Annotated in this window: 25 protein-coding genes; 9 read left to right on the plus strand and 16 right to left on the minus strand. The window is 59.1% G+C overall.

The features are described from left to right. Positions 1-28 precede the first annotated feature (28 nt). From yfcF to KW841_RS23845, 5 genes are all read right to left on the minus strand, one after another. Positions 29-673 carry a glutathione transferase gene (gene yfcF / locus KW841_RS23825; protein WP_218480036.1) on the minus strand — a complete coding sequence of 215 codons (645 nt, stop codon included), beginning with the start codon at positions 671-673 and terminating at the stop codon, positions 29-31. 265 nt (positions 674-938) lie between these two features. Beyond that, complete coding sequence (locus KW841_RS23830; protein ID WP_218480037.1) at positions 939-1,424, minus strand: cupin domain-containing protein; 486 nt, start codon at positions 1,422-1,424, stop codon at positions 939-941. 83 nt (positions 1,425-1,507) lie between these two features. Beyond that, complete coding sequence (locus KW841_RS23835; RefSeq protein WP_218480038.1) at positions 1,508-2,002, minus strand: RidA family protein; 495 nt, start codon at positions 2,000-2,002, stop codon at positions 1,508-1,510. Between the two features lie 48 nt (positions 2,003-2,050). Then, positions 2,051-3,331: an acetyl-CoA carboxylase biotin carboxylase subunit family protein gene (locus tag KW841_RS23840; RefSeq protein WP_218480039.1), complete on the minus strand. Its 1,281-nt coding sequence runs from the start codon at positions 3,329-3,331 to the stop codon at positions 2,051-2,053. A 42-nt stretch (positions 3,332-3,373) separates the two neighbouring features. Then, positions 3,374-4,474 carry a hypothetical protein gene (locus KW841_RS23845; RefSeq protein ID WP_218480040.1) on the minus strand — a complete coding sequence of 367 codons (1,101 nt, stop codon included), beginning with the start codon at positions 4,472-4,474 and terminating at the stop codon, positions 3,374-3,376. A 148-nt stretch (positions 4,475-4,622) separates the two neighbouring features. Here KW841_RS23845 and KW841_RS23850 point away from each other — a divergent pair, with 148 nt between their 5' ends. Then, positions 4,623-6,041, plus strand: coding sequence for a PLP-dependent aminotransferase family protein (locus KW841_RS23850; protein ID WP_218480041.1), 1,419 nt, complete (start codon positions 4,623-4,625; stop codon positions 6,039-6,041). Positions 6,042-6,664: 623 nt separating this feature from the next. Continuing rightward, the gene (locus tag KW841_RS23855) at positions 6,665-6,943 is read left to right on the plus strand and encodes a DUF3077 domain-containing protein (RefSeq protein WP_218480042.1); all 279 of its coding nucleotides are present in this window, start codon (positions 6,665-6,667) and stop codon (positions 6,941-6,943) included. Positions 6,944-7,002: 59 nt separating this feature from the next. On the opposite strand, the gene KW841_RS23860 is transcribed toward KW841_RS23855, so the two are convergent. The 7 genes from KW841_RS23860 to cyoA form a co-directional block, all read right to left on the minus strand. Next, positions 7,003-7,317 (minus strand): DNA-binding transcriptional regulator, encoded by a 315-nt coding sequence (locus KW841_RS23860; RefSeq protein ID WP_218480043.1) that lies wholly within the window; start codon positions 7,315-7,317, stop codon positions 7,003-7,005. Beyond that, positions 7,314-7,658: a hypothetical protein gene (locus KW841_RS23865; protein ID WP_033047368.1), complete on the minus strand. Its 345-nt coding sequence runs from the start codon at positions 7,656-7,658 to the stop codon at positions 7,314-7,316. The genes KW841_RS23860 and KW841_RS23865 overlap by 4 nt, the downstream gene beginning before the upstream one ends. Before the next feature lie 136 nt (positions 7,659-7,794). Next, a complete protein-coding gene (gene cyoE / locus KW841_RS23870) occupies positions 7,795-8,682 on the minus strand; it encodes a heme o synthase (RefSeq protein WP_104451002.1) in 888 nt (295 codons plus the stop codon). A gap of 11 nt (positions 8,683-8,693) precedes the next feature. Beyond that, entirely contained in the window at positions 8,694-9,041 is a 348-nt protein-coding gene (cyoD, locus tag KW841_RS23875; RefSeq protein ID WP_007970373.1) for a cytochrome o ubiquinol oxidase subunit IV, read from the minus strand. Next, on the minus strand, positions 9,042-9,668 hold the full coding sequence (locus KW841_RS23880) for a cytochrome o ubiquinol oxidase subunit III (protein ID WP_102701088.1): 627 nt from the start codon (positions 9,666-9,668) through the stop codon (positions 9,042-9,044). It lies immediately after the preceding gene. A gap of 3 nt (positions 9,669-9,671) precedes the next feature. Next, positions 9,672-11,702 carry a cytochrome o ubiquinol oxidase subunit I gene (cyoB, locus tag KW841_RS23885; protein ID WP_007970371.1) on the minus strand — a complete coding sequence of 677 codons (2,031 nt, stop codon included), beginning with the start codon at positions 11,700-11,702 and terminating at the stop codon, positions 9,672-9,674. A 3-nt stretch (positions 11,703-11,705) separates the two neighbouring features. Further along, positions 11,706-12,641, minus strand: coding sequence for a ubiquinol oxidase subunit II (gene cyoA, locus KW841_RS23890; protein WP_218480044.1), 936 nt, complete (start codon positions 12,639-12,641; stop codon positions 11,706-11,708). Between the two features lie 27 nt (positions 12,642-12,668). On the opposite strand from cyoA, the gene KW841_RS23895 reads away from it, so the two are divergent. After that, complete coding sequence (locus KW841_RS23895) at positions 12,669-12,929, plus strand: hypothetical protein (protein ID WP_218480045.1); 261 nt, start codon at positions 12,669-12,671, stop codon at positions 12,927-12,929. A gap of 551 nt (positions 12,930-13,480) precedes the next feature. Here KW841_RS23895 and KW841_RS23900 read toward each other — a convergent pair. Next, positions 13,481-13,990, minus strand: a complete 510-nt coding sequence (locus KW841_RS23900; RefSeq protein WP_218480046.1) for a disulfide bond formation protein B — start codon at positions 13,988-13,990, stop codon at positions 13,481-13,483. Positions 13,991-14,266: 276 nt separating this feature from the next. Next, positions 14,267-15,448 (minus strand): NO-inducible flavohemoprotein, encoded by a 1,182-nt coding sequence (gene hmpA / locus KW841_RS23905; RefSeq protein WP_218480047.1) that lies wholly within the window; start codon positions 15,446-15,448, stop codon positions 14,267-14,269. A gap of 156 nt (positions 15,449-15,604) precedes the next feature. Here hmpA and norR point away from each other — a divergent pair, with 156 nt between their 5' ends. The 4 genes from norR (at position 15,605) to KW841_RS23925 (ending at position 19,148) form a co-directional block, all read left to right on the plus strand. Beyond that, complete coding sequence (norR, locus tag KW841_RS23910; protein WP_104450997.1) at positions 15,605-17,155, plus strand: nitric oxide reductase transcriptional regulator NorR; 1,551 nt, start codon at positions 15,605-15,607, stop codon at positions 17,153-17,155. Positions 17,156-17,344: 189 nt separating this feature from the next. Beyond that, a complete protein-coding gene (locus KW841_RS23915) occupies positions 17,345-18,247 on the plus strand; it encodes a chemotaxis protein CheV (protein WP_007970363.1) in 903 nt (300 codons plus the stop codon). 3 nt (positions 18,248-18,250) lie between these two features. Beyond that, positions 18,251-18,733, plus strand: coding sequence for an N-acetyltransferase (locus tag KW841_RS23920; protein WP_102701093.1), 483 nt, complete (start codon positions 18,251-18,253; stop codon positions 18,731-18,733). 88 nt (positions 18,734-18,821) lie between these two features. Next, complete coding sequence (locus tag KW841_RS23925) at positions 18,822-19,148, plus strand: hypothetical protein (protein WP_218480048.1); 327 nt, start codon at positions 18,822-18,824, stop codon at positions 19,146-19,148. Between the two features lie 177 nt (positions 19,149-19,325). On the opposite strand, the gene KW841_RS23930 is transcribed toward KW841_RS23925, so the two are convergent. After that, the gene (locus KW841_RS23930; protein ID WP_007970360.1) at positions 19,326-19,583 is read right to left on the minus strand and encodes a hypothetical protein; all 258 of its coding nucleotides are present in this window, start codon (positions 19,581-19,583) and stop codon (positions 19,326-19,328) included. Positions 19,584-19,796: 213 nt separating this feature from the next. On the opposite strand from KW841_RS23930, the gene KW841_RS23935 reads away from it, so the two are divergent. Next, a complete protein-coding gene (locus tag KW841_RS23935; RefSeq protein ID WP_218480049.1) occupies positions 19,797-20,771 on the plus strand; it encodes a D-glycerate dehydrogenase in 975 nt (324 codons plus the stop codon). Positions 20,772-20,949: 178 nt separating this feature from the next. Beyond that, positions 20,950-21,459 (plus strand): DUF2165 family protein, encoded by a 510-nt coding sequence (locus tag KW841_RS23940; protein WP_218480050.1) that lies wholly within the window; start codon positions 20,950-20,952, stop codon positions 21,457-21,459. Positions 21,460-21,482: 23 nt separating this feature from the next. On the opposite strand, the gene KW841_RS23945 is transcribed toward KW841_RS23940, so the two are convergent. After that, positions 21,483-22,385, minus strand: a complete 903-nt coding sequence (locus tag KW841_RS23945; RefSeq protein ID WP_007970356.1) for a DMT family transporter — start codon at positions 22,383-22,385, stop codon at positions 21,483-21,485. Between the last annotated feature and the right edge of the window lie 116 nt (positions 22,386-22,501).

The raw sequence follows: 22,501 nt of genomic DNA on the forward strand, positions 1-22,501 counted from the left end.
GCGCTCCTGGTGGTTGCCCTGAGTGTTGTTAGGCGATGGCCGGCGCTTTGCGCTCTATGTCCATCCACGCCCGAACGCTGTCGCGGTCCCACTGGCGACGCACATAGGCCTGGAGCCGTGCCGGCACCGGATCGCCGTTGGCAACCAGGCGGTTGAGCATGATTGCCAGGTCGGTGTCGGCAATGCTCCAGGCACCGAACAGATGCTCGGCGCCCTCCTCCAGCAAATGGTCGGCGACGAACAACAGGCGCTCGACGGCGGCTTGGGCCTCGTCGGACAACGCGGTGTTTTTCTTGCCGAAGTACACCAGGTCAAACGGGCGCTCCTTGCGCACCACCAGCAAGTCACTGCGCAACCAGGCCTGCAATTGACGGGCACGGGCACGCTGCTGGAGGCCCTGCGGATAGAGTTTTTTATGCCCAGGGCAGAGTTCATCGAGGTACTCGGCAATCGCCGAGGATTCCGACAAGGCAAAATCGTCGTGAACTAAGGTTGGAATTTTGCAGGTCAGCGAAAGATCGCGATAACTCGCCCTGTAGTTTTCGCGTGATTTCAGATCAACCGTGACAAGTTCAAATGAAAGTTGCTTTTCCTTGAGCGCGACAAAAGCCGACATCGCAAAAGCGCTGACATGATCGGCGCCGACATACAGTTTGAGCTTCCTGTTTTCCATAGAGCACTCCATTCACTGACTGCAGGGATTAACGTGCATTGGAAGTGATCGTAGTTAGTTGAATGAAGGCTGAATAGATACAGAATTTGTCCGTTTCAATCGATACAGAAAGTTTGTTTACGTGGGTAAACACGCAGGCAAAAAGCGGGCTCGGGAGCGTGTTTCGACGGATACAAAAAACACAGGAGCCGGCTTGCCGGCGATGGCGATCTCAAGGTCGCTATCGCCGGCAAGCCGGCTCCTACGAAAAGCGGTGGTGGGGAAATTACGGCTGGGTGGTAATCAGGCCATGGCTGTCGGCAAAGTTCGACAGCAGTGCCATTTGTGGCATGTTGCTCATGTTCAGCATCGCCAGAGGCTCGTGTTTGCTGGTGTTGACGAAGCCATGCCGGGTCCAGGCCGGCACCAGCAGCACGTCGCCGCTGCTGACGTTGACCTCATCGGCATCGCCAAGGGTCAGCACGCCGCTGCCACACTGGATAACGAACAGATGCCACCAGGAATGGGCATGACCGTTGAGTGTCACACCGGGGTTCAGCCATTGCATGGCGATCGCCATCCCGGGCGTCACTGCACAGCCGTCAATGCTCTTGTCGTGAGCCAACGCGACAATATCAACGTCGCTGGCTTCGAGGGTCTGACGCAAACCCGCCAGTTCGGTGCCTTTCCACACCTTGGCACTTTGCTGTCGATGATGCAGGCTCTGACGAAAGTCCTTATATGAAAAAAACGCACCTTGAAAGTTATCCATTCGCACGTCCTTTCTTTTTATTTCCCACACTTTAGCGCTAAACCTTATGTTATAGGTTCAGCGCTGTAAAGTCTGGAGGTAATTTACAAAACCGATGGACGCAAGGCGGCAATCATGTCCACTTCTATCGCGGCGTTCTTCGGTAGTTGATAAACACCTACTGTAGTGCGCGTATGTTTACCGGCATCGCCCAACACGTGGCTGAACACATCCGAGGCGCCATTGGCCACTTCGCTCAAGTCGACAAAATCCGCCGTGGACTTCACATAGACCGTTACCCGGATCAATGACTTGATCTTGTCCAGCGAACCGATGGCATCGACGATCAACGCCAGCCCGCGCATCGCACTGATGCTGGCGGCCGCTTGCGCATCGGCCATGCTGAGGTCCAGCCCGACGCGGCCAGGATAAAGGATCTTGCCGTTCATGCGTGGCACCAGGCCGCTGATGTACAGCTCATCGTGATGACGGATCAGCGGCGCGTAATGCCCGCCCGCGGTGTTTTCGCCGTAGATGTCATAGCCAAACTCTTTGGCCAGGGCGATGAAGCGTTCATCGCAGGTCATGTGCTGGATCATTGATCGAACCCTCTTGATCGGTAATGCAAAAAACGGCTGCTTGCAGGCTCAGCACACGGCGCGGGTGGCCGGTGCCAGGCAAGTGACCTCGATGCGTGACTCAATCGACTCGGCCAGGCGCAACAGGTCGTGGCTCAGTTGCCCGTAGTGTTCGTTGAACAACACGATGTGGCCGATGAATGAGAAGTTGTCTTTGACCAGCGCGCTGACCGAGTCGCCGATGCGCTTGGCGTACTGCCCCTCCACCAGGTCGATGCGCAGTGCGCGGGCCAGGGCCTCGATGTCTGGCGTTGCCCGCAGGATGCCGCCGGCCGGCGCCCGGAGCAGGCGAATGCCGCAGTAGCCGCGAGCCACTGGCTCATGCTGCTCGGTCTTGCCTTCCACCGCCCAGCGCACCCAGCGTTCCCACGGATCGAAATTGACGAAAGCGTGCTTGGCCAGGTCCCAGATGTGCATGCCGCCGGGGCGCATGTTGGTTTCCACAGCGCTGGTCAGGTTGTCGCAGCGCAGGAACACTTCGTTGTGCCAGGCACCGTTGTCCCGGGACACCAGACCCGCCATATGCCGACCGGCAGCCATCAAGCGCGCCTGGGCCTCAGCCGGCAGCGGTGCGGGGACGACTTGCTGGATCTCGGCGCGGTAGGCGCCTTCGGTGGTGGTTTTTTCAGTCACCCAGGTGCTGCCGGCCACACAGTCCCAACTGTATTCGCGAGCGTTCTGCACCAGCTCTTCAAGGACGATGCCGCCTTCGCGGTAGGGCTTGAGGGCGAGCCAGGCGTCATCACACTCCGAAGGGTGATGGATCACGCGACAGCCTCGGCTCGCCCCTTCGCAGGCCGGCTTGATGAAGGCCTTGCCGCCCAGCTCAACGACGCGCTGGCGCAGTTCCGCCAGGCTTTCGACCCGCACGGAAATCACCGGCCGGTAATCTTCGGGGGAACGGCTGGCCGTGGCTTCGAGACGGCGAAAGATCTGCTTGTCCAGGCCCGCCCGCGCTTCGTCCGGGGTGATGCCCGGCAGGCCGAAGTGACTGGCCAGCGCGGCACCGAGCAGCACGCCGCGATCGGAGAACGGCAGCACGCCGATCAGCTTCCAGCTGTCGGCATTCAGGCACCCCACCACCAGTTCAAGGGACGCCGCCACGTCTTTCTCGGCCAGCGAAGTGCTACAGACGTGATCGGCCACCTGGTCGTCATGGGGCTGAATCTTCTCGACCAGCAGGATAAGCCTGGCGTTGTAGAGCGACTTGCATAGTTCGCGCAATTTCTGGATGTCGTGAACCCGATTGCCGTTGTAACCGACCACTACCACGCATGAAGTCGTATTCATAATGCCCCCGACCTGCAAAGTGAAAACCGCAACGGCGCTGACTCAGTCATGCAACGACGCATTGGATTTACGGTTGAGCCAGTACCAGGCCAGGATCCCGCCGGCGCCGATGGCGGCGAGGACCAGCGCGTTGTCCGGCGCCGGCACCACTCGCATGATCAACACGGTCAGCCCGGCCCCCACACCCAGGGACACTTCCTTGACGAACATGTTGTTTTGCTTGACCGAGAAGTAATCGAGGTAGCTGAAGGCGCATTCGGCGATCGACAGCAACGCCACCCAGATCAGCGCCCCGGCAAGGGTTTCGACGTGGAACGCGGCAGGCGAGGACAGCACGGCAAAGCCGCCGACGATGATCCCGATCACCGCCACAACCTTGAAGCGCCCGGTGCGCTCGATCAGCTTCATCACCGGCACCTGGGCGAAGACCACCACGGCGCTGTTGAGGATCAGCATCAGGCCGTACCAGGCCGGCAGCTCGCCGGTCTTGAGCAGGATCGCCTGTGGCAGGATCGAGAACACCCCGAACAGCTTGATGCCCATGATGATCCCGGCGATCACCCACGGCAGTTTGTTGCCCCAACTGCTGCCGACCTGGCTGGCTGGACGGGCCAGCACCGGTTCGGTGGTGAAGGTCGCGCCGAGGGCGATCGGCAGGCACAGCAACACGAACGCCGCCGCACCGAGGAAAAACATCGTTGGGGTGAGCAGCGGCGACAGCAGGATCAAACCGGCCACCAGGCTGCCCATGTTCATGGCCACGCGGTTGTAGGCCGCGCCTTCCTTGGTCTGGGCCGCTTCGCTCTTGATCAGGTAGCCGGCGATGGCAATGCCGTAGGCAAAGAGTGCGGCGGCAAACATCACCATGCCTTGATTGCTGGTCAGCGCCAGCAGCACCAGGCCAAGGCCGGCACACAGCAGCGTGACGCTCAGGGAACGGCGCCCAAGCACCAGTAAAGTCAGGGGCAACAACAGCAACAAGGCACGATATCCAAGGGCCAGGATGCTATTGGTGGCCGTGTCGAGCCAGACGTTGGCCTTGCCCAGCACCGCGAACAGCGAAACAGCCGTGATGATCCGGATCGTGAATAACCGCAGGTTAATGACCGGCTTGGCCACCACGACCGTTGTTTCGACACTCATGCAGCACCTCAGGAACCGGATGAACGCCCGCCAATAAAGGCCGACATTCAGAAAAGTCTGTAAGGGCATGGTAGAGAGAGAGGCTTGTCCTGATCAGGGCAAGTTCGTATAGAATCCAACGAACTTTACTGCCGGAGAGACCAGTAAAATGCAGGTTCAACGTGCAGTCATCAAAGCCATTGAATTCCAGCCCGGCGCACCGCTGGTGCAGCAGATCGTCGATCAGCTCACGCAAGCCATCAGCACCGGGGGCCTGCCCCACGGCGCCAAGCTGCCGCCGATTCGCGAACTCTCCGACTTGATGAACGTGGGCAAGTCCACGGTGGTCGATGCCCTGGACCGCATGCGCGCCAAGGGGCTGGTGGTGTCGCGCCAGGGCTCGGGACATTACGTGCATCGTTCCGAAGCTGCGCTGAAAAGTGGCACCGGCCCGGACCTGCAACCCCAGGACACCCTCAGCGTGATTCGCCGCGCACTGCTGCTGGACAACGGCGCACTGCGCCCCGGCTGCGGTTTTCTTCCGACCTCCTGGCTGCCCGCCGAAGAATTGCAGAAAGCCGTGCGCGGCACTTTGCGAGCGACATCGTTGCGCATGGGCGAGTACGGCGTGGCCGGTGGTTACTTGCCGTTGCGCCAGGCTTTGCGGGTCAAACTGGCGACCTTCGGCATCGAAGCGCCGGTGGACCAGATCATCACCACCGCCAACACCATGCAGGCCATCGACCTGCTGATGCGCCTGCTGGTCAAACCCGGCGACACCGTACTGCTCGATGATCCGTGCTACTTCAACATGCACGCCAACCTGGCGCTGCACGGGGCCAAAGTCATCACCATTGCCCGGGATTGCGACGGCATGGACCTCGACGCGCTCGAGCAACTGCTGATCGCCCACAAACCCGTGCTGTACATGACCAACAGCACACTGCATAACCCCACCGGCCACTCGTTCACCCCGGCCCAGGTCTACCGCTTGCTGGAACTGAGCCACCGCCATGGCTTCCACATCGTCGAAGACGATCTGTACTGCGACATCCAGCAACGCCGCACCCCGCGCCTGGCGGCCAGCGGGCTGGATAATGTGAGTTATGTGTCGGGCTTCTCCAAGACCCTGACCGCCAACAGCCGCGTCAGCTACACCGTGCTCTCACCACAACTGGCGGCGCGGATGGTCGCGCTGAAAATGGCCTGCGGTGGCGTGACCTCGGAACTGGCGGAGCAGATCACCTGCACCATGCTCAGCGACGGCAGCTACGCCAAGCATGCGCGGCGCACGGTGGATCGGTTGTATGAATCCAACAGCCGAGTGGCCAGTTGGTTGGCGGAGGCCGGGTGTTCGCTTTCCTCGTTGCCCGGTGAAGGCGTGTTTATCTGGGCGCGGTTGCCGGATGGATTGCATGCCGAGAACCTGGCTCGACAAGGGCTGGAGAACAACATGGTGTTGGCACCGGGGACCTTGCTGAGCAAAGGGCCGAATGCCAGTCAGTTCCTGCGTTTCAATGTGGCGCACAGCGATAGTCTGCAGGTGCGGGAGCGGTTTTTCCGGTTGCTGGATAAACCCCATAAATAACTGACTGCTCTCAATCCTGTGGGAGCGGGCTTGCTCGCGAAGAGGCCGTCACATCCAGCATCAATGTTGCCTGGCACACCGCCTTCGCGGGCAAGCCCGCTCCCACAGGAGGTCAGCGTCGTACATAAAATTGGCGGCACCACCAATCCAATGTGGGAGCGGGCTTGCCCGCGAAGAGGCCGTCACATCCAGCATCAATGTTGCCTGGCACACCGCCTTCGCGAGCAAGCCCGCTCCCACAGGGGTTGTGGTGTCCCGGCCACCCCCCGGCCAGCAGATCGCTACGATTGCCGACTCCATCCTTGCCGGATAACTTCGCCCGGTCGCTGCCAATTCAGCGACCGGGCCTGAGAACCCGAGTAAGATGCCACGCAGCTACGCCCCACGATTGTTGGCGTTTTTTTACGCCTGAATTTTCGTGCTATGGCGGCTGTGTGTGGGAGACCTTAGGGTCTGCCGGGTCCTGCATCTCCGGTTTCTCAGCCTGCGCACAGCTGCCACCCATTCGCCTGAGAACGAACGGGACAGCTTCACTTATGCAGGAGTTACAAATGAACGCTATCGATCCGTCTGCTACACCAGTCATGCCCCTCCACCCCCAGCCCAGCAGGAGGTGAAGCCCAATGACCAACCCTCAAGACCTGAAAACCATCGGCCTCACCCCCTTCTCCTACCACGCCAACGAACCGCTGTTCCGCATCAACGCCGGTGTCCCGGTGATCCAAGCCCTCTACCACGCCTCCGACCTGCTCCACCTCGCCAAACTGCTCGCCTCAGACGCCGCCATGGTTCGCGACTCCGACCGGCACGCCTGGGCCTCGCATTTTTTGCAGGACATGAGCAAGGCGATCATCGATGACGTGGTGAAGGTGCTCGATGCGCCGTGTAACAACCGCGCGTGAATGAAAAAGCCCCGCGATTCGTTTGAAACGCGGGGCTTTTCAGGTATTCGACGGTGTGATCAAACGACTGCAAGTCGATCCACCATATCCGGGAATTTCTCCACCAACCTGATCAGCAAGGCGGCCTGAGCATTGGGCTTCGACTTTTCCTGCTCCCAGTTTCTCAGGGTGCTGGGGCTGGTTCGAATTCGCTTGGCAAAAACAGCCTGGGACATGTGTAACTTTTCCCGTAGCGCAACGATCTCTTGCGCCCCCACCTCTGGTGCAGGGATGTCCTCCACAACAGTATTGCGCAATGTAATCTTGGCTCCGCGTTGAGCCGCCATCTCATCAACGCCCTGCATCAATTCTGCAAACAGGTCGCGTTTTTTCATGGGGTACCTCGTTTTTTCAACTCTGTTTCTATGGCTTTCTTGAGCACCTTCTCTTGGTCGGCGGTCAAATTCTCAAGCTCATCTTTGTCATAAATTGCAAACATCCAGAACTGGCCATCATTCATAAGCCAATAATAGATAACCCGCAAGCCACCTCGCCTACCTTTACCGCGACGTCCATCTGCCCAACGCAGCTTTCGGAAACCGCCTGTTCGAGGCATGACATCACCCGCTTGCGGGTTCAACTGCATGTGCGACTGCAACGCACGATACTCATCGTCCGTCAGATAATTACCAACGGTAGCAGTGAAAGATGTGGTTTCGAAGAATACGGTTCGCATTAGTAAACTATAAGCAAGTTGCCTATAGCCAGGCAACCATCGAAACATCTTCCCGACGAGCAGCCCTGCGACTTACCCCAACAAAAAGCCCCGCACTTCTCTCGAAGGCGGGGCTTTTCGTTACAGCATCTAAACCTTACGGCGCGTACGTCAGCAGCAACTCGGTCGGCACTTTGAAGTCCAGGGACATCATCACGCTCAACGCGGTAATGGTGAAGATCGAGAACACGAACAGCTTGCGTGCCCAGACCGTGTCATCCACTGCCTTGTAGCCGGTCCAGGCCATGTACAGCCAGTACATGCCCATGGCCGCGGCGACGGCGAGGTAGCTCATGCCGGCGTAGCCGCTGAAGGTCAGCATCAAGGTCGCCACAAGGAAGGCCAGGATGTAGATCAGGATGTGCTTCTTGGCCACTTCGATGCCGCGCTTCACTGGCAGCACCGGAATCGATGCGGCCAGGTAATCGTTGAAGCGGAAGATCGCGATGGCGTAGGAATGCGGCATCTGCCACAGGCTGAACATCACCAGCAGGGTCAGCGCGGCCATGTCGAAGGTGTTGCTCACCGCGACGTAGCCGATGACCGGCGGCATGGCACCCGACAGACTGCCCACCAGCGTGCCGTGAACCGACTTGCGCTTGAGGTACAGGCTGTAGAAGCCGACGTAGATCACGAAGCCGATGACGGCGAACAGCGCGGCCAACGGGTTGGCCACCTTGTACAACAGGGCAACGCCGGCGACGCCCAGGACGGTCGCATAGATCAGGGCCAGTTTCAGGGAGATCAAGCCCTGGACCAGCACCCGGTTCTTGGTGCGTTCCATCTTCAGGTCGATGTCGCGGTCGATGCAGTTGTTGAACACGCAACCGGAGGCAACCACCAGGGACGTGCCGATCATGGCGGCCAGGAAGATGGCCAGATCGACATGCCCTTTGGAGGCCAGGAAAAATCCGCCTGCCACAGAAAGCACGTTACCGAAAATGATCCCCGGTTTGGTGATTTGGATAAAGTGCTTAAGGGACATGCGGATCTACCTCACTTCGCCATCATGAACGTGTGGATGCTGAACATGATCCACAGCGACAAGCCAACCAGCAGGACAATCACGATCGCGGCGAAGACAAACGCAATCACGTTGTTACGCTGCGCGGCCGAACGGTCCAGGTGCAGGAAGTACACCAGGTGCACCAGCACCTGGATGACGGCGAATGCGACGACGATCATCAGGGTGATCGACTTCGGCAGCGTCGGGTACATCACCAGACCGAACGGGATCAGGGTCAGGATCACCGACAGGATGAAGCCGATGGCGTAGGACTTGACGCTGCCGTGACCGGCATCGTGGCTGTCATGGCCATTGTGGGAATGAGCTGCGTTAGCCATTTACATAGTCCCCATCAGATAAACAACGGTGAATACGCAGATCCACACGACGTCCAGGAAGTGCCAGAACAGGCTCAGGCAGCTCAGACGGGTCTTGTTGGTCGCCGTCAGGCCGTTTTTCTGCACCTGATACATCATGATCGCCATCCAGATCAGACCGCTGGTCACGTGCAGACCGTGGGTGCCGACCAGGGTGAAGAACCCGGACAGGAAGCCGGAACGGCTAGGGCCGTAGCCTTCGGAGATCAGTACGTGGAACTCGTTGATCTCCATGCCGATGAAGCCGGCACCGAACAGGAAGGTCATGGCCAGCCAGCCCAGGACCTGCTTCTTGTTGCCACGGAAGAACGCCAGCATGGCGAAGCCGTAGGTGATCGAACTGAACAGCAGCAGAGCGGTTTCGCCCAGTACGTATGGCAGTTCGAAGATGTCGTGGCCCGACGGGCCACCCGCTACGTTGTTAACCAGTACCGCGTACGCCGCGAAGATCGACGCAAACAGAATGCAGTCGGTCATCAGGTAGAGCCAGAAACCGTATACGGTCATCTCGCCCGAGTCGTGGTGATGGTCATCATGCCCATGTCCATCGACATGGGTGTGTCCAGCATTGGTCACTAAGTTCGACATGGTTTAAGCCTGTTCCAACGAGGTTTCAACACGGGTGGCGGTGGCCGGGATTTTCCCTGCCGCAACCAGACGCTTGTGCTGCTCGGCTTCGATGCGCTCGATCACGTCGACCGGCACCATATAGCCTTGATCATCACGGGCCGCGTGGATCGCGAAGTAGATCACGGTGCCAGCCAGGCTCGCGATTGCCAGCCACCAGATGTGCCAGATCATCGCGAAACCGAACACGGTCAACAGCGCGCCCATCACCACACCGGTCGCGGTGTTGTTTGGCATGTGGATCGGCTCGTACTTGGCCGGAACCTTGTACGCGGTGCCGTTTTCCTTGGCCTCGGTGAACGGGTCGACAACGTCGGCTTTAGGCAGCACGGCGAAGTTGTAGAACGGAGGTGGCGACGAGGTCGACCATTCCAGGGTGTGTGCATTCCACGGGTCGCCGTGTTCGCACATGTTTTCCGGCTTGTTGCGGTCACGCACGCTGACGTACAGCTGGATCAACTGGCAAGCGATACCCACAGCGATCATCACCGCACCGAACATGGCGACGTACAGGTACGGCACCCACTCAGGGTTGGTGGTGGCGTTCAGACGACGGGTCATGCCCATGAAGCCCAGTGCATAGAGCGGCATGAACGCGACGAAGAAGCCCGAGATCCAGAACCAGAATGCAGCCTTGCCCCAACCTTCGTGCAGCTTGAAGCCGAACGCTTTAGGGAAGTAGAACGCGAAACCTGCGATGTAACCGAATACCGCACCGCCGATGATCACGTTGTGGAAGTGCGCGATCACGAACAGGCTGTTGTGCAGAACGAAGTCAGCACCCGGGATGGCCAGCAGTACGCCGGTCATGCCGCCGATGGCGAAGGTCACCATGAAGCCCAGGGTCCACAGCACCTGGCTGGTGAAACGCAGACGGCCCTGGTAGATGGTGAACAGCCAGTTGAACAGCTTCACACCCGTCGGGATGGAAATCAGCATCGTCGCCAGACCGAAGAAGGCGTTGACGCTGGCACCCGAACCCATGGTGAAGAAGTGGTGCAGCCAAACCATGAAGCCCAGGATCGAGATCGCGCCCGATGCGTAGATCATCGAGTGGTGGCCGAACAGTTTCTTGCCGGTGAAGGTCGAGATGACTTCGGAGAAGATACCGAACGCCGGCAGGATCAGGATGTACACCTCAGGGTGACCCCAGGCCCAGAACAGGTTCACGTACATCATCGGATTGCCACCAAGTTCATTGGTGAAAATGTGGAAATCCATGTAACGGTCAAGCGTCAGCAGCGCCAGAGTAGCGGTCAGGATCGGGAACGAAGCCACGATCAGAACGTTGGCCCAGGTGCAGGTCCAGGTGAAGATCGGCATGTCCATCAGCTTCATGCCAGGGGTACGCATTTTCAGCACGGTAGCGAGGAAGTTAACCCCCGTCAGCGTTGTCCCCAAACCGGATAGCTGTAGCGCCCAGATGTAGTAGTCCATCCCCACGCCAGGGCTGTATTGCAGGCCCGACAACGGCGGATAGGCAACCCAGCCGGTCTTGGCGAATTCGCCGACGCCCAGGGACAGGTTGATCAGCACCACGCCGGAAACCAGCAGCCAGAAGCTCAGGGAGTTCAGGAACGGGAAGGCAACGTCACGCGCGCCGATCTGCAGCGGCACTGCAAGGTTCATCAGGCCGGTGAAGAATGGCATCGCCATGAAGATGATCATGATCACACCGTGAGCGGTGAAGATCTGGTCATAGTGTTCAGGTGGCAGGTAGCCAGGCGAACCCTCGGTGGCCATGGCCAGCTGGGTACGCATCATGATGGCGTCGGCAAAGCCGCGCAGCAGCATGACCATGGCGACGATGATGTACATCACGCCGATTTTCTTGTGGTCGACCGACGTCAGCCACTCGGTCCACAGGTAGGTCCACTTCTTGAAGTAGGTGATTGCAGCGAACAACGCCAGACCACCGAGCGCGATCATGGAGATGGTCACCATGACGATCGGCTCGTGGAACGGGATCGCTTCCCAACTTAATTTACCAAACATCGTTTACTCCTCTGCCCCGGCAGCTGAATGCGAGTTCATGTCCGTAGCGGCCACTTCTTTCTCTTTCTTCTCGTGGTGCACCTTAGGACCCGGTTTCATGCCTTCGTACTTGTCGACGATGGTCTGGAACAGGTTCGGTGTCACCGAGGAGTAGAGCTCGACTGGGTTGTTCTGGCTTGGCTTGGCAAGGGCTGCGTATTCAGCTTGTTCAAGCTGTTTAGGTGCCTTTTTGACTTCACTTACCCAGGCGTCGAAATCTTCCTGGGAAGTTGCGATCGCTTTGAATTTCATGCCGGTGAAACCAGCGCCGCTGTAGTTGGCGGAGATACCGTCCATTTCAGCGTTTTCGTTGGCGATCAGGTGCAGCTTGGTCTGCATGCCCGCCATCGCGTAGATCTGGCCACCCAGCGCAGGGATGAAGAACGAGTTCATCACGGCGTCAGAGGTAATGCGGAAGTTGATCGGGGTGTGCGCCGGGAACACGATCTTGTTGACCGTGGCGATGCCTTGTTCCGGGTAGATGAACAGCCATTTCCAGTCCAGCGCGACCACTTCGATGGTCACCGGCTTCACATCCGACTCCAGCGGCTTGTACGGGTCCAGAGCGTGGGTCGACTTGTAGGTGACGTAACCCAGGGCAATGATGATCAGCACTGGAACGGCCCACACCGCGATCTCGATCTTGGTGGAGTGGTTCCATTTCGGGGTGTAGGTGGCGCTGGTGTTGGACGCGCGGTATTTCCAGGCGAACAGGAAGGTCATGACGATGACCGGCACCACGACCAACAGCATCAGCAGCGTTGCGGTGATGATCAGGTTTCGCTCGTCCAGACCGACCTGGCCCTTGGGATTGAGCAAGGTCATGTTGCAGCCTGACAGCAACAACGTGCCGATCAGCGGCAATAAGCCTAGTAGTCTGGGGTACCTGTTTTTACTCATCTCACGACCTCTAAAGCAGCTTGCGCAATGCAGTTGGGTTTTGATCGCCAACACTTCACCCTGCCAAGGGTTGGCATTTTTCTTGGATTGAATAAGGGCATGCCCGTCGTGCGTCAGACGCTGTACGACAAATCCCGGGCCTGCGGTGAGTTCTTATTCGAATTCGTGGTCAAAGGCCTTGTTACAGACCAATTCCATTTGGTGCGGGTAGTTGGAGGCTCCGACACCTGGGCATCGCATGAAGCCACCAGACCTCTCGACACCCTGTTCCTGCTCACATCTGGTTAAGATTTGAGCAGCGTCGGGAATTCAGTGCGGGCGATTGTAGATATGTAGCGTTTTATAAACCATGTCTCATCCCGAAATAATTTTTATCCGAACCGGCAACAATCATTCACCATTTTCGCAAAAGTGGCGCATCTTATCGAAATTGATTCTCAACAAAAACACCAAAATAAGTAGGTCTTCCACCCACAGTTCAGACAGTATCGGGTGCCTCCCTGCTACCCTTGATCCTGCCAGAGGCCCGATATGACGGGGACTGCGGCCATTCGCCAGGCCCTGTTAAAACTGCCTGTTCGGGCTCGGAACGGGAAAAAACGGGAGCCTGCAAAACAGCCCAATTTAGTTACGATTCCATGTGCCAATCCGGCTTCCATGAACGCCCTGCGACACCAACTCTGTGACAACATGTCGCACATGTGTCGCACCCTTGGCTGTCCCACATCACGGCCTTTTTACCGGGTCTCTGGAATGCGCCGCTCACCACAAAAAAAGCCCCGTTCCTCTGTGCAAGGAACGGGGCTTTTTTGTCCGACAATGTGCGGCGGCAGATGACCTCAGCGCAGCGCTTTGCGGTTACGCGACGTCAACAGCGGCACCAGCACCACGATCAGTACGAACGCCACCAGCGCCCACTGCGCCAGCGACAAACCGAGGATCGGCGGGTATGGCGTGGAGCAGAAACCATCGACCTGGAAACCCAGCGGGAAGATCTTCGCCAGCGGCAAGTCATCGACAATCGGTTGCAACACATCGATGCCGCAGCTGACCGCCGGGTAGAACTGCGTATAGACGTGGTGCCCGGCAACGCCTGCACCCGCCAACGCGCAGATCACCACCAGGCTTTCGAACACCGTGATGCTGCGACGGTTGCGCATGGCCGCGCCGATGAAGGCGAAGATCGCGATCAGCAGCAACGCATAACGTTGCAGGATGCACAGCGGGCAAGGCGCCTCGCCCAGGACAATTTGCATGTACAGCGCGCCGCCGATCAACGCCAGGCAAATGATGCCCAACAACACCAGGTAGCGCCGTTCACGCCCCAACCGCATGGATTCATCGCTCATCGCGTTTCCCTTCAAGATTCGAGTGCCCGCCAGTCTACACGCTGGCCCGGACCTTTGAGAGTCTGGAGCATGTCCGGGGGATTCGGGGGGAATAGACGACAAGGCGGTTAAGGAGGGATTAACTTTTCAGCTTTTTTCCATTCAAGACCGCGTCGCCCTCATCGCGGGCAAGCCCGCTCCCACAGGGATTTGTGTCGATCCAGATTGATGTGAACGACACACAACCTGTGGGAGCGGGCTTGCCCGCGATGAGGGCGACGCGGTCTCCGGTACTATTTATTCCAGCGCCGCTGCCGGCCCGAAGAACTCATAGCGGCTTTGCTTCTCCGGCACACCCAGTGCCTTGAGATGGCGCTTGATGGACGCCATGAAACCTTTCGGCCCCAGGAAGTAAACATCCAGGTCACGCTGCTCCGGCAGCCACGCATTCAACTGCTGCTGGCTCAACAAACCGACCTTGTGCGCCGCCGGGCTCACGCCGTCGTCCTCGGAATAGCAGTAGAAACGCTTGAGTTGCGGATGACGTTCGGCCAGGCCATCGATCCAGTCGCGGAAGGCATGCACACTGCCGTTGCGCGCGCAGTGGATGAAATGCACCGGCCGCTGGGTCTCCAGCGCCGCTTCGAGCATCGCCAGGGTCGGGGTGATGCCGACACCGCCGCTGATCAGCACCAGCGGTTTGTCGCTGGCGGTCAGGGTGAACTCGCCCGATGGCGGGAACAACTGGATGCTGTCGCCGACATGCATCTGGTCATGCAGGTAGTTGGACGCGCGACCACCGGCTTCACGCTTGACGCTGATGCGGTACTGGCCTTTGTTCGCCAGCGCCGACAGCGAGTAGTTACGACGGATCTCTTCACCGTCGAGGATCAGTTTCATGCCGATGTACTGGCCGGGTTCTGCGGCCAGGATAGGGCCTTTGTCCGCCGGTTCGAAGTAGAACGAAGTGATCTCGGCGCTCTCCTCGACCTTGTCCACCACGATGAATTCCCGCGCCCCGCGCCAGCCGCCGTGGGCCTGTTCTTTTTGGTCGTAAACGCTGGCTTCGGCGCCGATCAGGATGTCCGCCAGTTGGCCGTAGGCCGCGCCCCAGGCCGCGATCACTTCCGGGGTGGCGATCTCTTCGCCCAGTACTTCGGCGATGGCCCGCAGCAGGCAGCTGCCGACAATCGGATAGTGCTCAGGCAGGATCTGCAGGGCTACGTGCTTGTTGATGATCTTGGCCACCAGGTCGCCCAACTGGTCGAGCTGGTCGATATGGCGCGCATACATCAATACGCCGTTGGCCAAGGCACGCGGCTGGTCACCGCTGGCCTGGTGGGCCTGGTTGAACAGCGGGCGCACTTGCGGGTATTCGGAGAGCATCATGCGGTAGAAGTGCGTGATCAGCGCCTCACCACCGCTTTCGAGCAGCGGTACGGTGGATTTGACGATGGCACGGTCTTGAGCGCTCAGCATAAGGTGACTCCTGGTCTTCTTGGATTGCTAACGGATTACCCTGTGCATATCAGCTTTCGTGCCAATTATTTAATCGTTATAAATCAATAAGTTAATAACGTAATAGTCATTTCGACACTGTCTGCTTTATAGTCATACCGACTACATGGAGTCACTATGACTGCAAAACCCCTGCTCACCGCCTTGCTGCCCCTGGTCTCCGACCTTTCCCGCGAACTGCCCGAGGGCGAGCGTTATCGCCGCCTGCTGGAAGCCATGCGCGCCCTACTCCCGTGCGATGCCGCCGCCCTGCTGCGCCTCGATGGTGAATGGCTAGTGCCACTGGCCGTCGACGGTTTGAGTACCGACACCCTCGGTCGGCGCTTCAAGGTCAGTGAGCACCCGCGCTTCGCAGCGCTGCTCAGCGGCCCCGGCCCGACCCGTTTCGCTGCCGACAGCGACTTGCCTGATCCCTATGACGGTCTGGTCGATGGCCTGGATGATCACCTGGAAGTCCACGACTGCATGGGTTGCCCCTTGTTCATCGACGAGCGCCCCTGGGGTCTGCTGACCCTCGACGCCCTCGACCCGGAACGCTTCGAGCCGATCGAACTGGATGCCCTGCAAGCCTTCGCCAGCCTCGCGGCCGCCACGGTCAACGCCGCCGAACGCATCGAGCGGTTGAACAACCGGGTCGAAGATGAGCATCAGCGCGCCGAGGTCTACCGCCAGGCCAGCGGCCAGCAGAATCGCGAGTTGATTGGCCAGAGCAAGGCCCACAAGCGTCTGGTCGAAGAAATCAGCCTGGTCGGCGGCAGCGACCTGACCGTGCTGATCACCGGCGAAACCGGGGTCGGCAAGGAGTTGGTGGCCCAAGCCATCCATGCCGCCTCGCCCCGCGCCGACAAGCCGATCATCAGCCTCAACTGCGCCGCGTTGCCCGACACCTTGGTGGAAAGCGAGTTGTTCGGCCATGTCCGCGGCGCCTTTACCGGGGCGATGAACGACCGCCGTGGCAAGTTCGAACTGGCCAATGGCGGCACGCTGTTCCTCGATGAAGTCGGTGAGTTGTCGCTGACCGTGCAGGCCAAGCTGTTGCGCGTGTTGCAGAGCGGTCAGCTGCAGCGACTGGGCTCGGATCAGGAGCATCAGGTCGACGTGCGGTTGATCGCGGCGACCAACCGCGACCTCGCCGAGGAAGTGCGCAGCGGTCGTTACCGTGCCGACTTCTACCATCGCCTCAGTGTTTATCCGCTGCTGGTGCCGGCCCTGCGCGATCGCGGGCGCGATGTGCTGCTGCTCAGCGGTTACTTCCTCGAGCAGAATCGCTCGCGCATGGGCCTCAACAGCCTGCGCCTGAACAGCGACGCCCAGGCCGCGCTATTGGCCTACGACTGGCCCGGCAATGTGCGCGAGCTTGAGCACTTGATCGGCCGCAGCGCCTTGAAAGCCCTGGGCAATTGCAAGGAACGGCCGAAGATTCTCAGCCTGAGCGCAGCCGACCTGGACTTGCCCAACGCCAGCGTTGAAACCGCTGCCGAGCAACCTGTCGCCACCGTCACCCAAGCGCCGATCGGCGATTTGCGTGAGGCCACCGAGCGATATCAGCGTCAAATGATCGGTGCCTGCCTGGAACGGCACAACAACAACTGGGCAAGCGCGGCCCGTGAGCTAGGCTTGGATCGGGCGAACCTGGGGCGAATGGCCAAGCGGTTGGGGATGAAATAAGCAAAGATCGCAGCCTGCGGCAGCTCCTACAGGGATCGCATTTCTCTGTAGGAGCTGCCGCAGGCTGCGATCTTTTGATCTGCCCTTGAGTCATTGAAACTAAAGCCTGCCCCCGACAAGTCGATAACCCGGCATCGAAGTCATGGCGATCCCGGGATTGCCCGTCACCTTTTTCCAGAGAAGGTTCATATGTCCTCCACCAAAGCCCGCGCAGACTCACTTTCGCTTCTGCTGTTTACCCTGCGCAGCGGCAAGCTGATGGCGATCAACCTGCTCAAGGTCAGTGAGATCATTCCCTGCCCGCCGTTGACCCGGTTGCCGGAGTCACACCCCCACGTCAAAGGCATCGCCACCCTGCGCGGTGCATCGCTGTCGGTGATCGACCTCAGCCGCGCCATTGGCGAGCGCCCACTGGAAGACCCGAACGGCGGCTGCCTGATCGTCACGGATGTCAGCCGCTCCAAGCAGGGATTGCACGTGCAGGCCGTGAGCAAGATCGTCCATTGCCTGACCACCGATATCCGCCCGCCGCCCTTCGGCTCCGGTGGTTTGCGCGCCTACATCACCGGCGTGACGTCGGTCGATGGCACCCTGGTGCAGGTACTGGACATCGAAAAAGTCATCCACGGCATCGCCCCGGCACAAATCGAAATGGCACCGACCGAACTGAGCATGGAAGACGCCGAACTGCTCGGCAACGCGCGCATCCTGGTAGTCGATGACAGCCAGGTTGCCTTGCAGCAATCGGTGCACACCTTGCGTAACCTTGGCCTGCAATGCCATACGGCCCGCAGCGCCAAGGAAGCCATCGACTGCCTGCTGGATCTGCAAGGCACCGCGCAGCAGATCAACCTGATCGTCTCGGACATCGAAATGTCCGAGATGGACGGCTACGCCTTCACCCGCACCCTGCGGGAAACCCCGGACTTCGCGCATCTTTATGTCTTGCTGCACACGTCGCTGGACAGTGCGATGAACGCCGAGAAAGCCCGACTGGCGGGGGCGAACGCGGTGCTGACCAAGTTCTCTTCGCCGGAATTGACCCAGTGCCTGATCACTGCGGCCAAGGCTGTCGCCGAACAGGGATATTGAGTCTTGGCCGAGGACTTTTGCTGGCTGATGCGGCGCGACCTCACTGAAGTCGTGCCGTCACCCGATTGGCCAGCCGGCCTGCAACTGAGCGAATACCATCCCGAAATCGGCGCAGCCGTGCACCGGTTGATGGAGTTCGGTTACCTCGAAGGTGGCGGTCGCGTGGCAGCGCTGGACATGTGGCAATGGCAGTTTGAAAACGACCCGGAATATGACCCGGCACTGTGCTTCATCGCCCGGGATGCCGAAGGCATTGTTGGCGTGTGCCAGTGCTGGACCAGCGCCTACATCAAGAATCTGGTGGTGCATCCACGGTTTCAGGGCCGAGGATTGGGGCGTGCCTTGTTGTTGCAGGCGTTCAAGGTGTTCCAGCAACGTCGCGAAGGATGTGTGGACTTGAAGGTGCTGGAAGACAACCACCGGGCGCGGCGATTGTATGAAAGTGTCGGGATGCGTGCCGTTCGCCGGGAGCCGGTTCCAGACTGATACGCCTCATCGCGAGCCTGCTCGCGATGAGGCGTCAAATCTTCAGGCATACTCACTTTTCGGCCACAGCCCCAAGGATGCCTGGACCATGAAAGCAGCAACACTGACTTTTCTCTGCCTCACTGCCCTCGCCTCTCAGGCCCACGCCTCCAGCCCCGACGCCTGGGCCGCCTACGACAAGGCCGTACTCGCCAGTTGCACCAAGGCCAGCGGCCTGAAGAACAGTAAACCGGTCGGCAACGCCGCGCAGTTCGACGACCGGGTTGGCTATACCGCGCTCCTGCTCCAGGGCCAGTACCCGCAAAAGCACATGAAAGGCACACAAGGCACCGAGCTGTGCCTCTACAACAAAAAGAGCAAAACCGCGTACGTCACCGAATGGGACTCCATCCGCCCGGCCGCCAAGTCCAATTGAGTGGCGCACATTTCGTTGCGGGCAGCTTGATCAAAAACTTGTGCTACCGGCAACGGCCCCATCGCGAGCAGGCTCGCTCCCACAAGGGATCTTCAGTGAACATGGAATTTGTGTACGACACAGATCCACTGTGGGAGCGAGCCTGCTCGCGATGACGGCAGGCCAGGCACTGGAATTTCAGCGCTTGCCCATCGACCGGCGAGTCCCCGGCGGTGCCATGCCCGGCGTCTTGGTGTGGCCGTTCTTGGCGCCGTTCTTGTACCACGGCTGGTTCGAGCCTTTGGCTGCCGCCAGTTCGCCCGGCTTGAACGGGAACTTGAATGCCGGGATTTCGGTTTTGGTTTCGCTGTCGGCGCTGGAGTCGACGCTGTCTGGCAGCTCTGCCTGCACGTCGCTCTGGGCGTCGGCGACCGGCGGTTGTTTCGGGGAAGTCATGAAAGCTCCGGGTGATGCGTGAAATGTCGGGCCCGGTGAGTGAGCCGCATGCCGCAGTATAAGAAGTACGGCAGTATAACGGAACGGCAGCGACACGCTTCAATCGACAAGCTTCAAGTTAAAAACCATGAGGGCGGCTTTTAGACTTGCAGCTTGCCGCGTGAAACTTGTAGCTTGCTAAGCATTCTTCACCGCCCGACGAGCCCGCCTCCCATGAAAAAGACTGTCCTGGCCTTCAGCCGCGTCACCCCGGCAATGGTCGAACGCCTGCAACAGGATTTCGACGTCATCGTGCCGAATCCGAAAAACGGCGATATCAACGCCCAGTTCAACGAAGCCCTGCCCCACGCCCACGGCCTGATCGGCGTTGGTCGCAAACTCGGCCGCGCCCAATTGGAAAACGCCGCCAGGCTGGAAGTGGTGTCCAGCGTCTCGGTGGGCTACGACAACTATGACCTGGCCTACTTCAACGAACGCGGGATCATGCTGACCAACACGCCGGACGTGCTCACCGAAAGCACCGCCGACCTGGCGTTCGCGCTATTGATGAGTAGCGCGCGCCGCGTCGCCGAACTGGATGCCTGGACCAAGGCCGGACAATGGCAGGCCACTGTCGGTGCGCAGCTATTCGGTTGCGATGTGCATGGCAAGACCCTGGGCATCGTCGGCATGGGCAACATCGGTGCGGCCATCGCCCGACGCGGTCGACTGGGATTCAACATGCCGATCATCTACAGCGGCAACAGTCGCAAGACCGGACTGGAGCAGGAACTCGGCGCGCAGTTTCGCAGCCTCGATCAATTGCTGGCCGAAGCTGATTTCGTCTGCCTGGTGGTGCCGCTCAGCGAGAAAACCAGACACTTGATCAGCCATCGCGAACTGGCGCTGATGAAGCCGAGCGCGATACTGGTGAACATCGCCCGTGGCCCGGTGGTGGATGAACCGGCGCTGATCGAAGCGCTGCAAAACAAGCGCATTCGTGGAGCCGGGCTGGACGTGTACGAAAAAGAACCGCTGGCCGAGTCGCCGCTGTTCCAACTGAACAATGCCGTGACCTTGCCGCACATCGGCTCGGCCACCCATGAGACCCGCGATGCCATGGCCAACCGTGCCTTGGCCAACTTGCGCAGCGCCCTGTTGGGCGAGCGCCCGCAGGACCTGGTCAACCCGCAAGTCTGGAAGGGTTGAACTAAACGGGCAGGCGTTACACGCGCCTGCCCGCTTAATAAATAAAGCACGCTCAAACAATCAAACAACTTTCTGAATACACACTCTGCAACTCAGTCAGCAGCCAAATAACAAAACTGCGAGATAGACTCTCCTTGTTTACCCTGGAACTACGGGATCAACAACGGAGATCACCAACTTGAACCCACTCACAACCAATCACGTCATTCGACTCAGCAAAGTCTTACTGACGCTGTTTATAAGCCTCTTCGGACTACTGATGCTGTATAACAATTTCACGGACTACTCTACCAACTATGAATACATTAGCCACATCCTGAGCATGGACACTACCAATGATCAAAACAAATACAGACACAGGGCTATTACTTCCACCCTACTTCACCACCGCATTTACTGGCTGATCATCACACTGGAAGTGGTCTACACCCTAAGCTGCCTCCTCGGAACCTATTATCTTTACAAAAACATCAACGCCAGCCAGGAACAGTTTCACGAAGCTAAAAAACCTGCACTCATTGGATTATTGATTGCCATATTTCTTTATTACTTCGGCTTTCAAACAATCGGCACCGAATGGTTCAACATGGATGAGTCGAAAACCTGGAACTACAATGACAGGGCTGGGTACATTGTTGATTTCATCTTTCCGCTATTGATATACATCGCGATAAAAATCGAGCACTGAATTACTCAGCACTCGATGCGCCCTCAGGCCAGCTTGCCGTTGCCCAATACCTGCGGCACTTTCGGTTTGCGAAACACCAGTACGTTCCCCGACATCACCAACACCAGCCCCAACAACGCCGGTACTGTCCATTGATAGCCCTCGGCAAACGCCGACACGTTGAGCGCCACCACCGGAAACAGCACGGTGCAGTACGCCGCCCGTTCAGGCCCCATGCGGCCGACCAGTGTGAGATAGGCGGTGAAACCGATCACCGACCCGGGAATCACCAGGTACAACAGTGAGCCGATGTAACGCGCGCTCATTTCAATATCGAAGGGAATACCTTTGACCAGGCACCACACCGAGAGCATCGCCGCCCCGTAGGCCATGCCCCAGGCATTGGTGGTCAGCGGCTTGAGACCGGCCTTCTGTTGCAGGCTTGAGAGCATGTTGCCCGCCGAGAAACACAAGGTGCCGCACAGGGCCAGACCAAGGCCGAGCAAGGTTTCCGGGCTGGCGGTATGCCCGGCCAGCTCCGGCCAGAACAGCAAGCCCAGCCCAAGCAAACCCAGCGCACCGCCCATCAGCACGTTGCGGGCGATTCTCTGGCCGAAGAACACTCGCGCGTTGAGGGCATTCCACAGGGTGGCGGTGGAAAACACGACGGCCACCAGACCGCTGGGGATCCACTGGCTCGCGGTAAGGAAGCACATGAAGTTGACGCAGAACAGGCACAGGCCCTGAGCCAGGCAAATCAAGTGCCCACGACGGTTCATCACTTGCAGGCGCCGACTGAGCAACAGGATCACGAACAGCACCAGCGCGGCGAGGCCGAAGCGATAGACGATCGACACGGGAATCGCCACCACGCCCAGTTGCCATTTCAAGGCAATCCAGGTGGTGCCCCAGATCAGCACGGTCAGCAGGTACAAAGAAAGGTTCATGACAAAGGCTCCTCGATAGGCGCCCAGTGTCCGGCGTCACGCCTTGGGGCACTTGCATAAACTTGCGCTTTTGTCTCGCGATGGGCTGGCAGGCGCACGTCTACGGAGTAGCATGC

Source organism: Pseudomonas sp. PDM28, from assembly GCF_019219115.1.
Taxonomy (GTDB): Bacteria; Pseudomonadota; Gammaproteobacteria; order Pseudomonadales; family Pseudomonadaceae; genus Aquipseudomonas; species Aquipseudomonas laurylsulfatiphila.

Coding starts and splice junctions, on each gene's coding strand:
- KW841_RS23855 (WP_218480042.1), top strand. CDS start 6,665: ATGACCAACCCTCAAGACCTGAAAACCATCGGCCTCACCCCCTTCTCC.
- KW841_RS23865 (WP_033047368.1), bottom strand. CDS start 7,658: ATGCGAACCGTATTCTTCGAAACCACATCTTTCACTGCTACCGTTGGT.
- cyoD (WP_007970373.1), bottom strand. CDS start 9,041: ATGGCTAACGCAGCTCATTCCCACAATGGCCATGACAGCCACGATGCC.
- KW841_RS23900 (WP_218480046.1), bottom strand. CDS start 13,990: ATGAGCGATGAATCCATGCGGTTGGGGCGTGAACGGCGCTACCTGGTG.
- KW841_RS23895 (WP_218480045.1), top strand. CDS start 12,669: ATGCAGTTGGGTTTTGATCGCCAACACTTCACCCTGCCAAGGGTTGGC.
- yfcF (WP_218480036.1), bottom strand. CDS start 673: ATGGAAAACAGGAAGCTCAAACTGTATGTCGGCGCCGATCATGTCAGC.
- cyoB (WP_007970371.1), bottom strand. CDS start 11,702: ATGTTTGGTAAATTAAGTTGGGAAGCGATCCCGTTCCACGAGCCGATC.
- KW841_RS23840 (WP_218480039.1), bottom strand. CDS start 3,331: ATGAATACGACTTCATGCGTGGTAGTGGTCGGTTACAACGGCAATCGG.
- KW841_RS23835 (WP_218480038.1), bottom strand. CDS start 2,002: ATGATCCAGCACATGACCTGCGATGAACGCTTCATCGCCCTGGCCAAA.
- KW841_RS23945 (WP_007970356.1), bottom strand. CDS start 22,385: ATGAACCTTTCTTTGTACCTGCTGACCGTGCTGATCTGGGGCACCACC.
- KW841_RS23915 (WP_007970363.1), top strand. CDS start 17,345: ATGTCCTCCACCAAAGCCCGCGCAGACTCACTTTCGCTTCTGCTGTTT.
- KW841_RS23935 (WP_218480049.1), top strand. CDS start 19,797: ATGAAAAAGACTGTCCTGGCCTTCAGCCGCGTCACCCCGGCAATGGTC.
- norR (WP_104450997.1), top strand. CDS start 15,605: ATGACTGCAAAACCCCTGCTCACCGCCTTGCTGCCCCTGGTCTCCGAC.
- KW841_RS23930 (WP_007970360.1), bottom strand. CDS start 19,583: ATGACTTCCCCGAAACAACCGCCGGTCGCCGACGCCCAGAGCGACGTG.
- KW841_RS23830 (WP_218480037.1), bottom strand. CDS start 1,424: ATGGATAACTTTCAAGGTGCGTTTTTTTCATATAAGGACTTTCGTCAG.
- KW841_RS23845 (WP_218480040.1), bottom strand. CDS start 4,474: ATGAGTGTCGAAACAACGGTCGTGGTGGCCAAGCCGGTCATTAACCTG.
- KW841_RS23860 (WP_218480043.1), bottom strand. CDS start 7,317: ATGAAAAAACGCGACCTGTTTGCAGAATTGATGCAGGGCGTTGATGAG.
- KW841_RS23925 (WP_218480048.1), top strand. CDS start 18,822: ATGAAAGCAGCAACACTGACTTTTCTCTGCCTCACTGCCCTCGCCTCT.
- cyoA (WP_218480044.1), bottom strand. CDS start 12,641: ATGAGTAAAAACAGGTACCCCAGACTACTAGGCTTATTGCCGCTGATC.
- KW841_RS23880 (WP_102701088.1), bottom strand. CDS start 9,668: ATGTCGAACTTAGTGACCAATGCTGGACACACCCATGTCGATGGACAT.
- cyoE (WP_104451002.1), bottom strand. CDS start 8,682: ATGTCCCTTAAGCACTTTATCCAAATCACCAAACCGGGGATCATTTTC.
- hmpA (WP_218480047.1), bottom strand. CDS start 15,448: ATGCTGAGCGCTCAAGACCGTGCCATCGTCAAATCCACCGTACCGCTG.
- KW841_RS23850 (WP_218480041.1), top strand. CDS start 4,623: ATGCAGGTTCAACGTGCAGTCATCAAAGCCATTGAATTCCAGCCCGGC.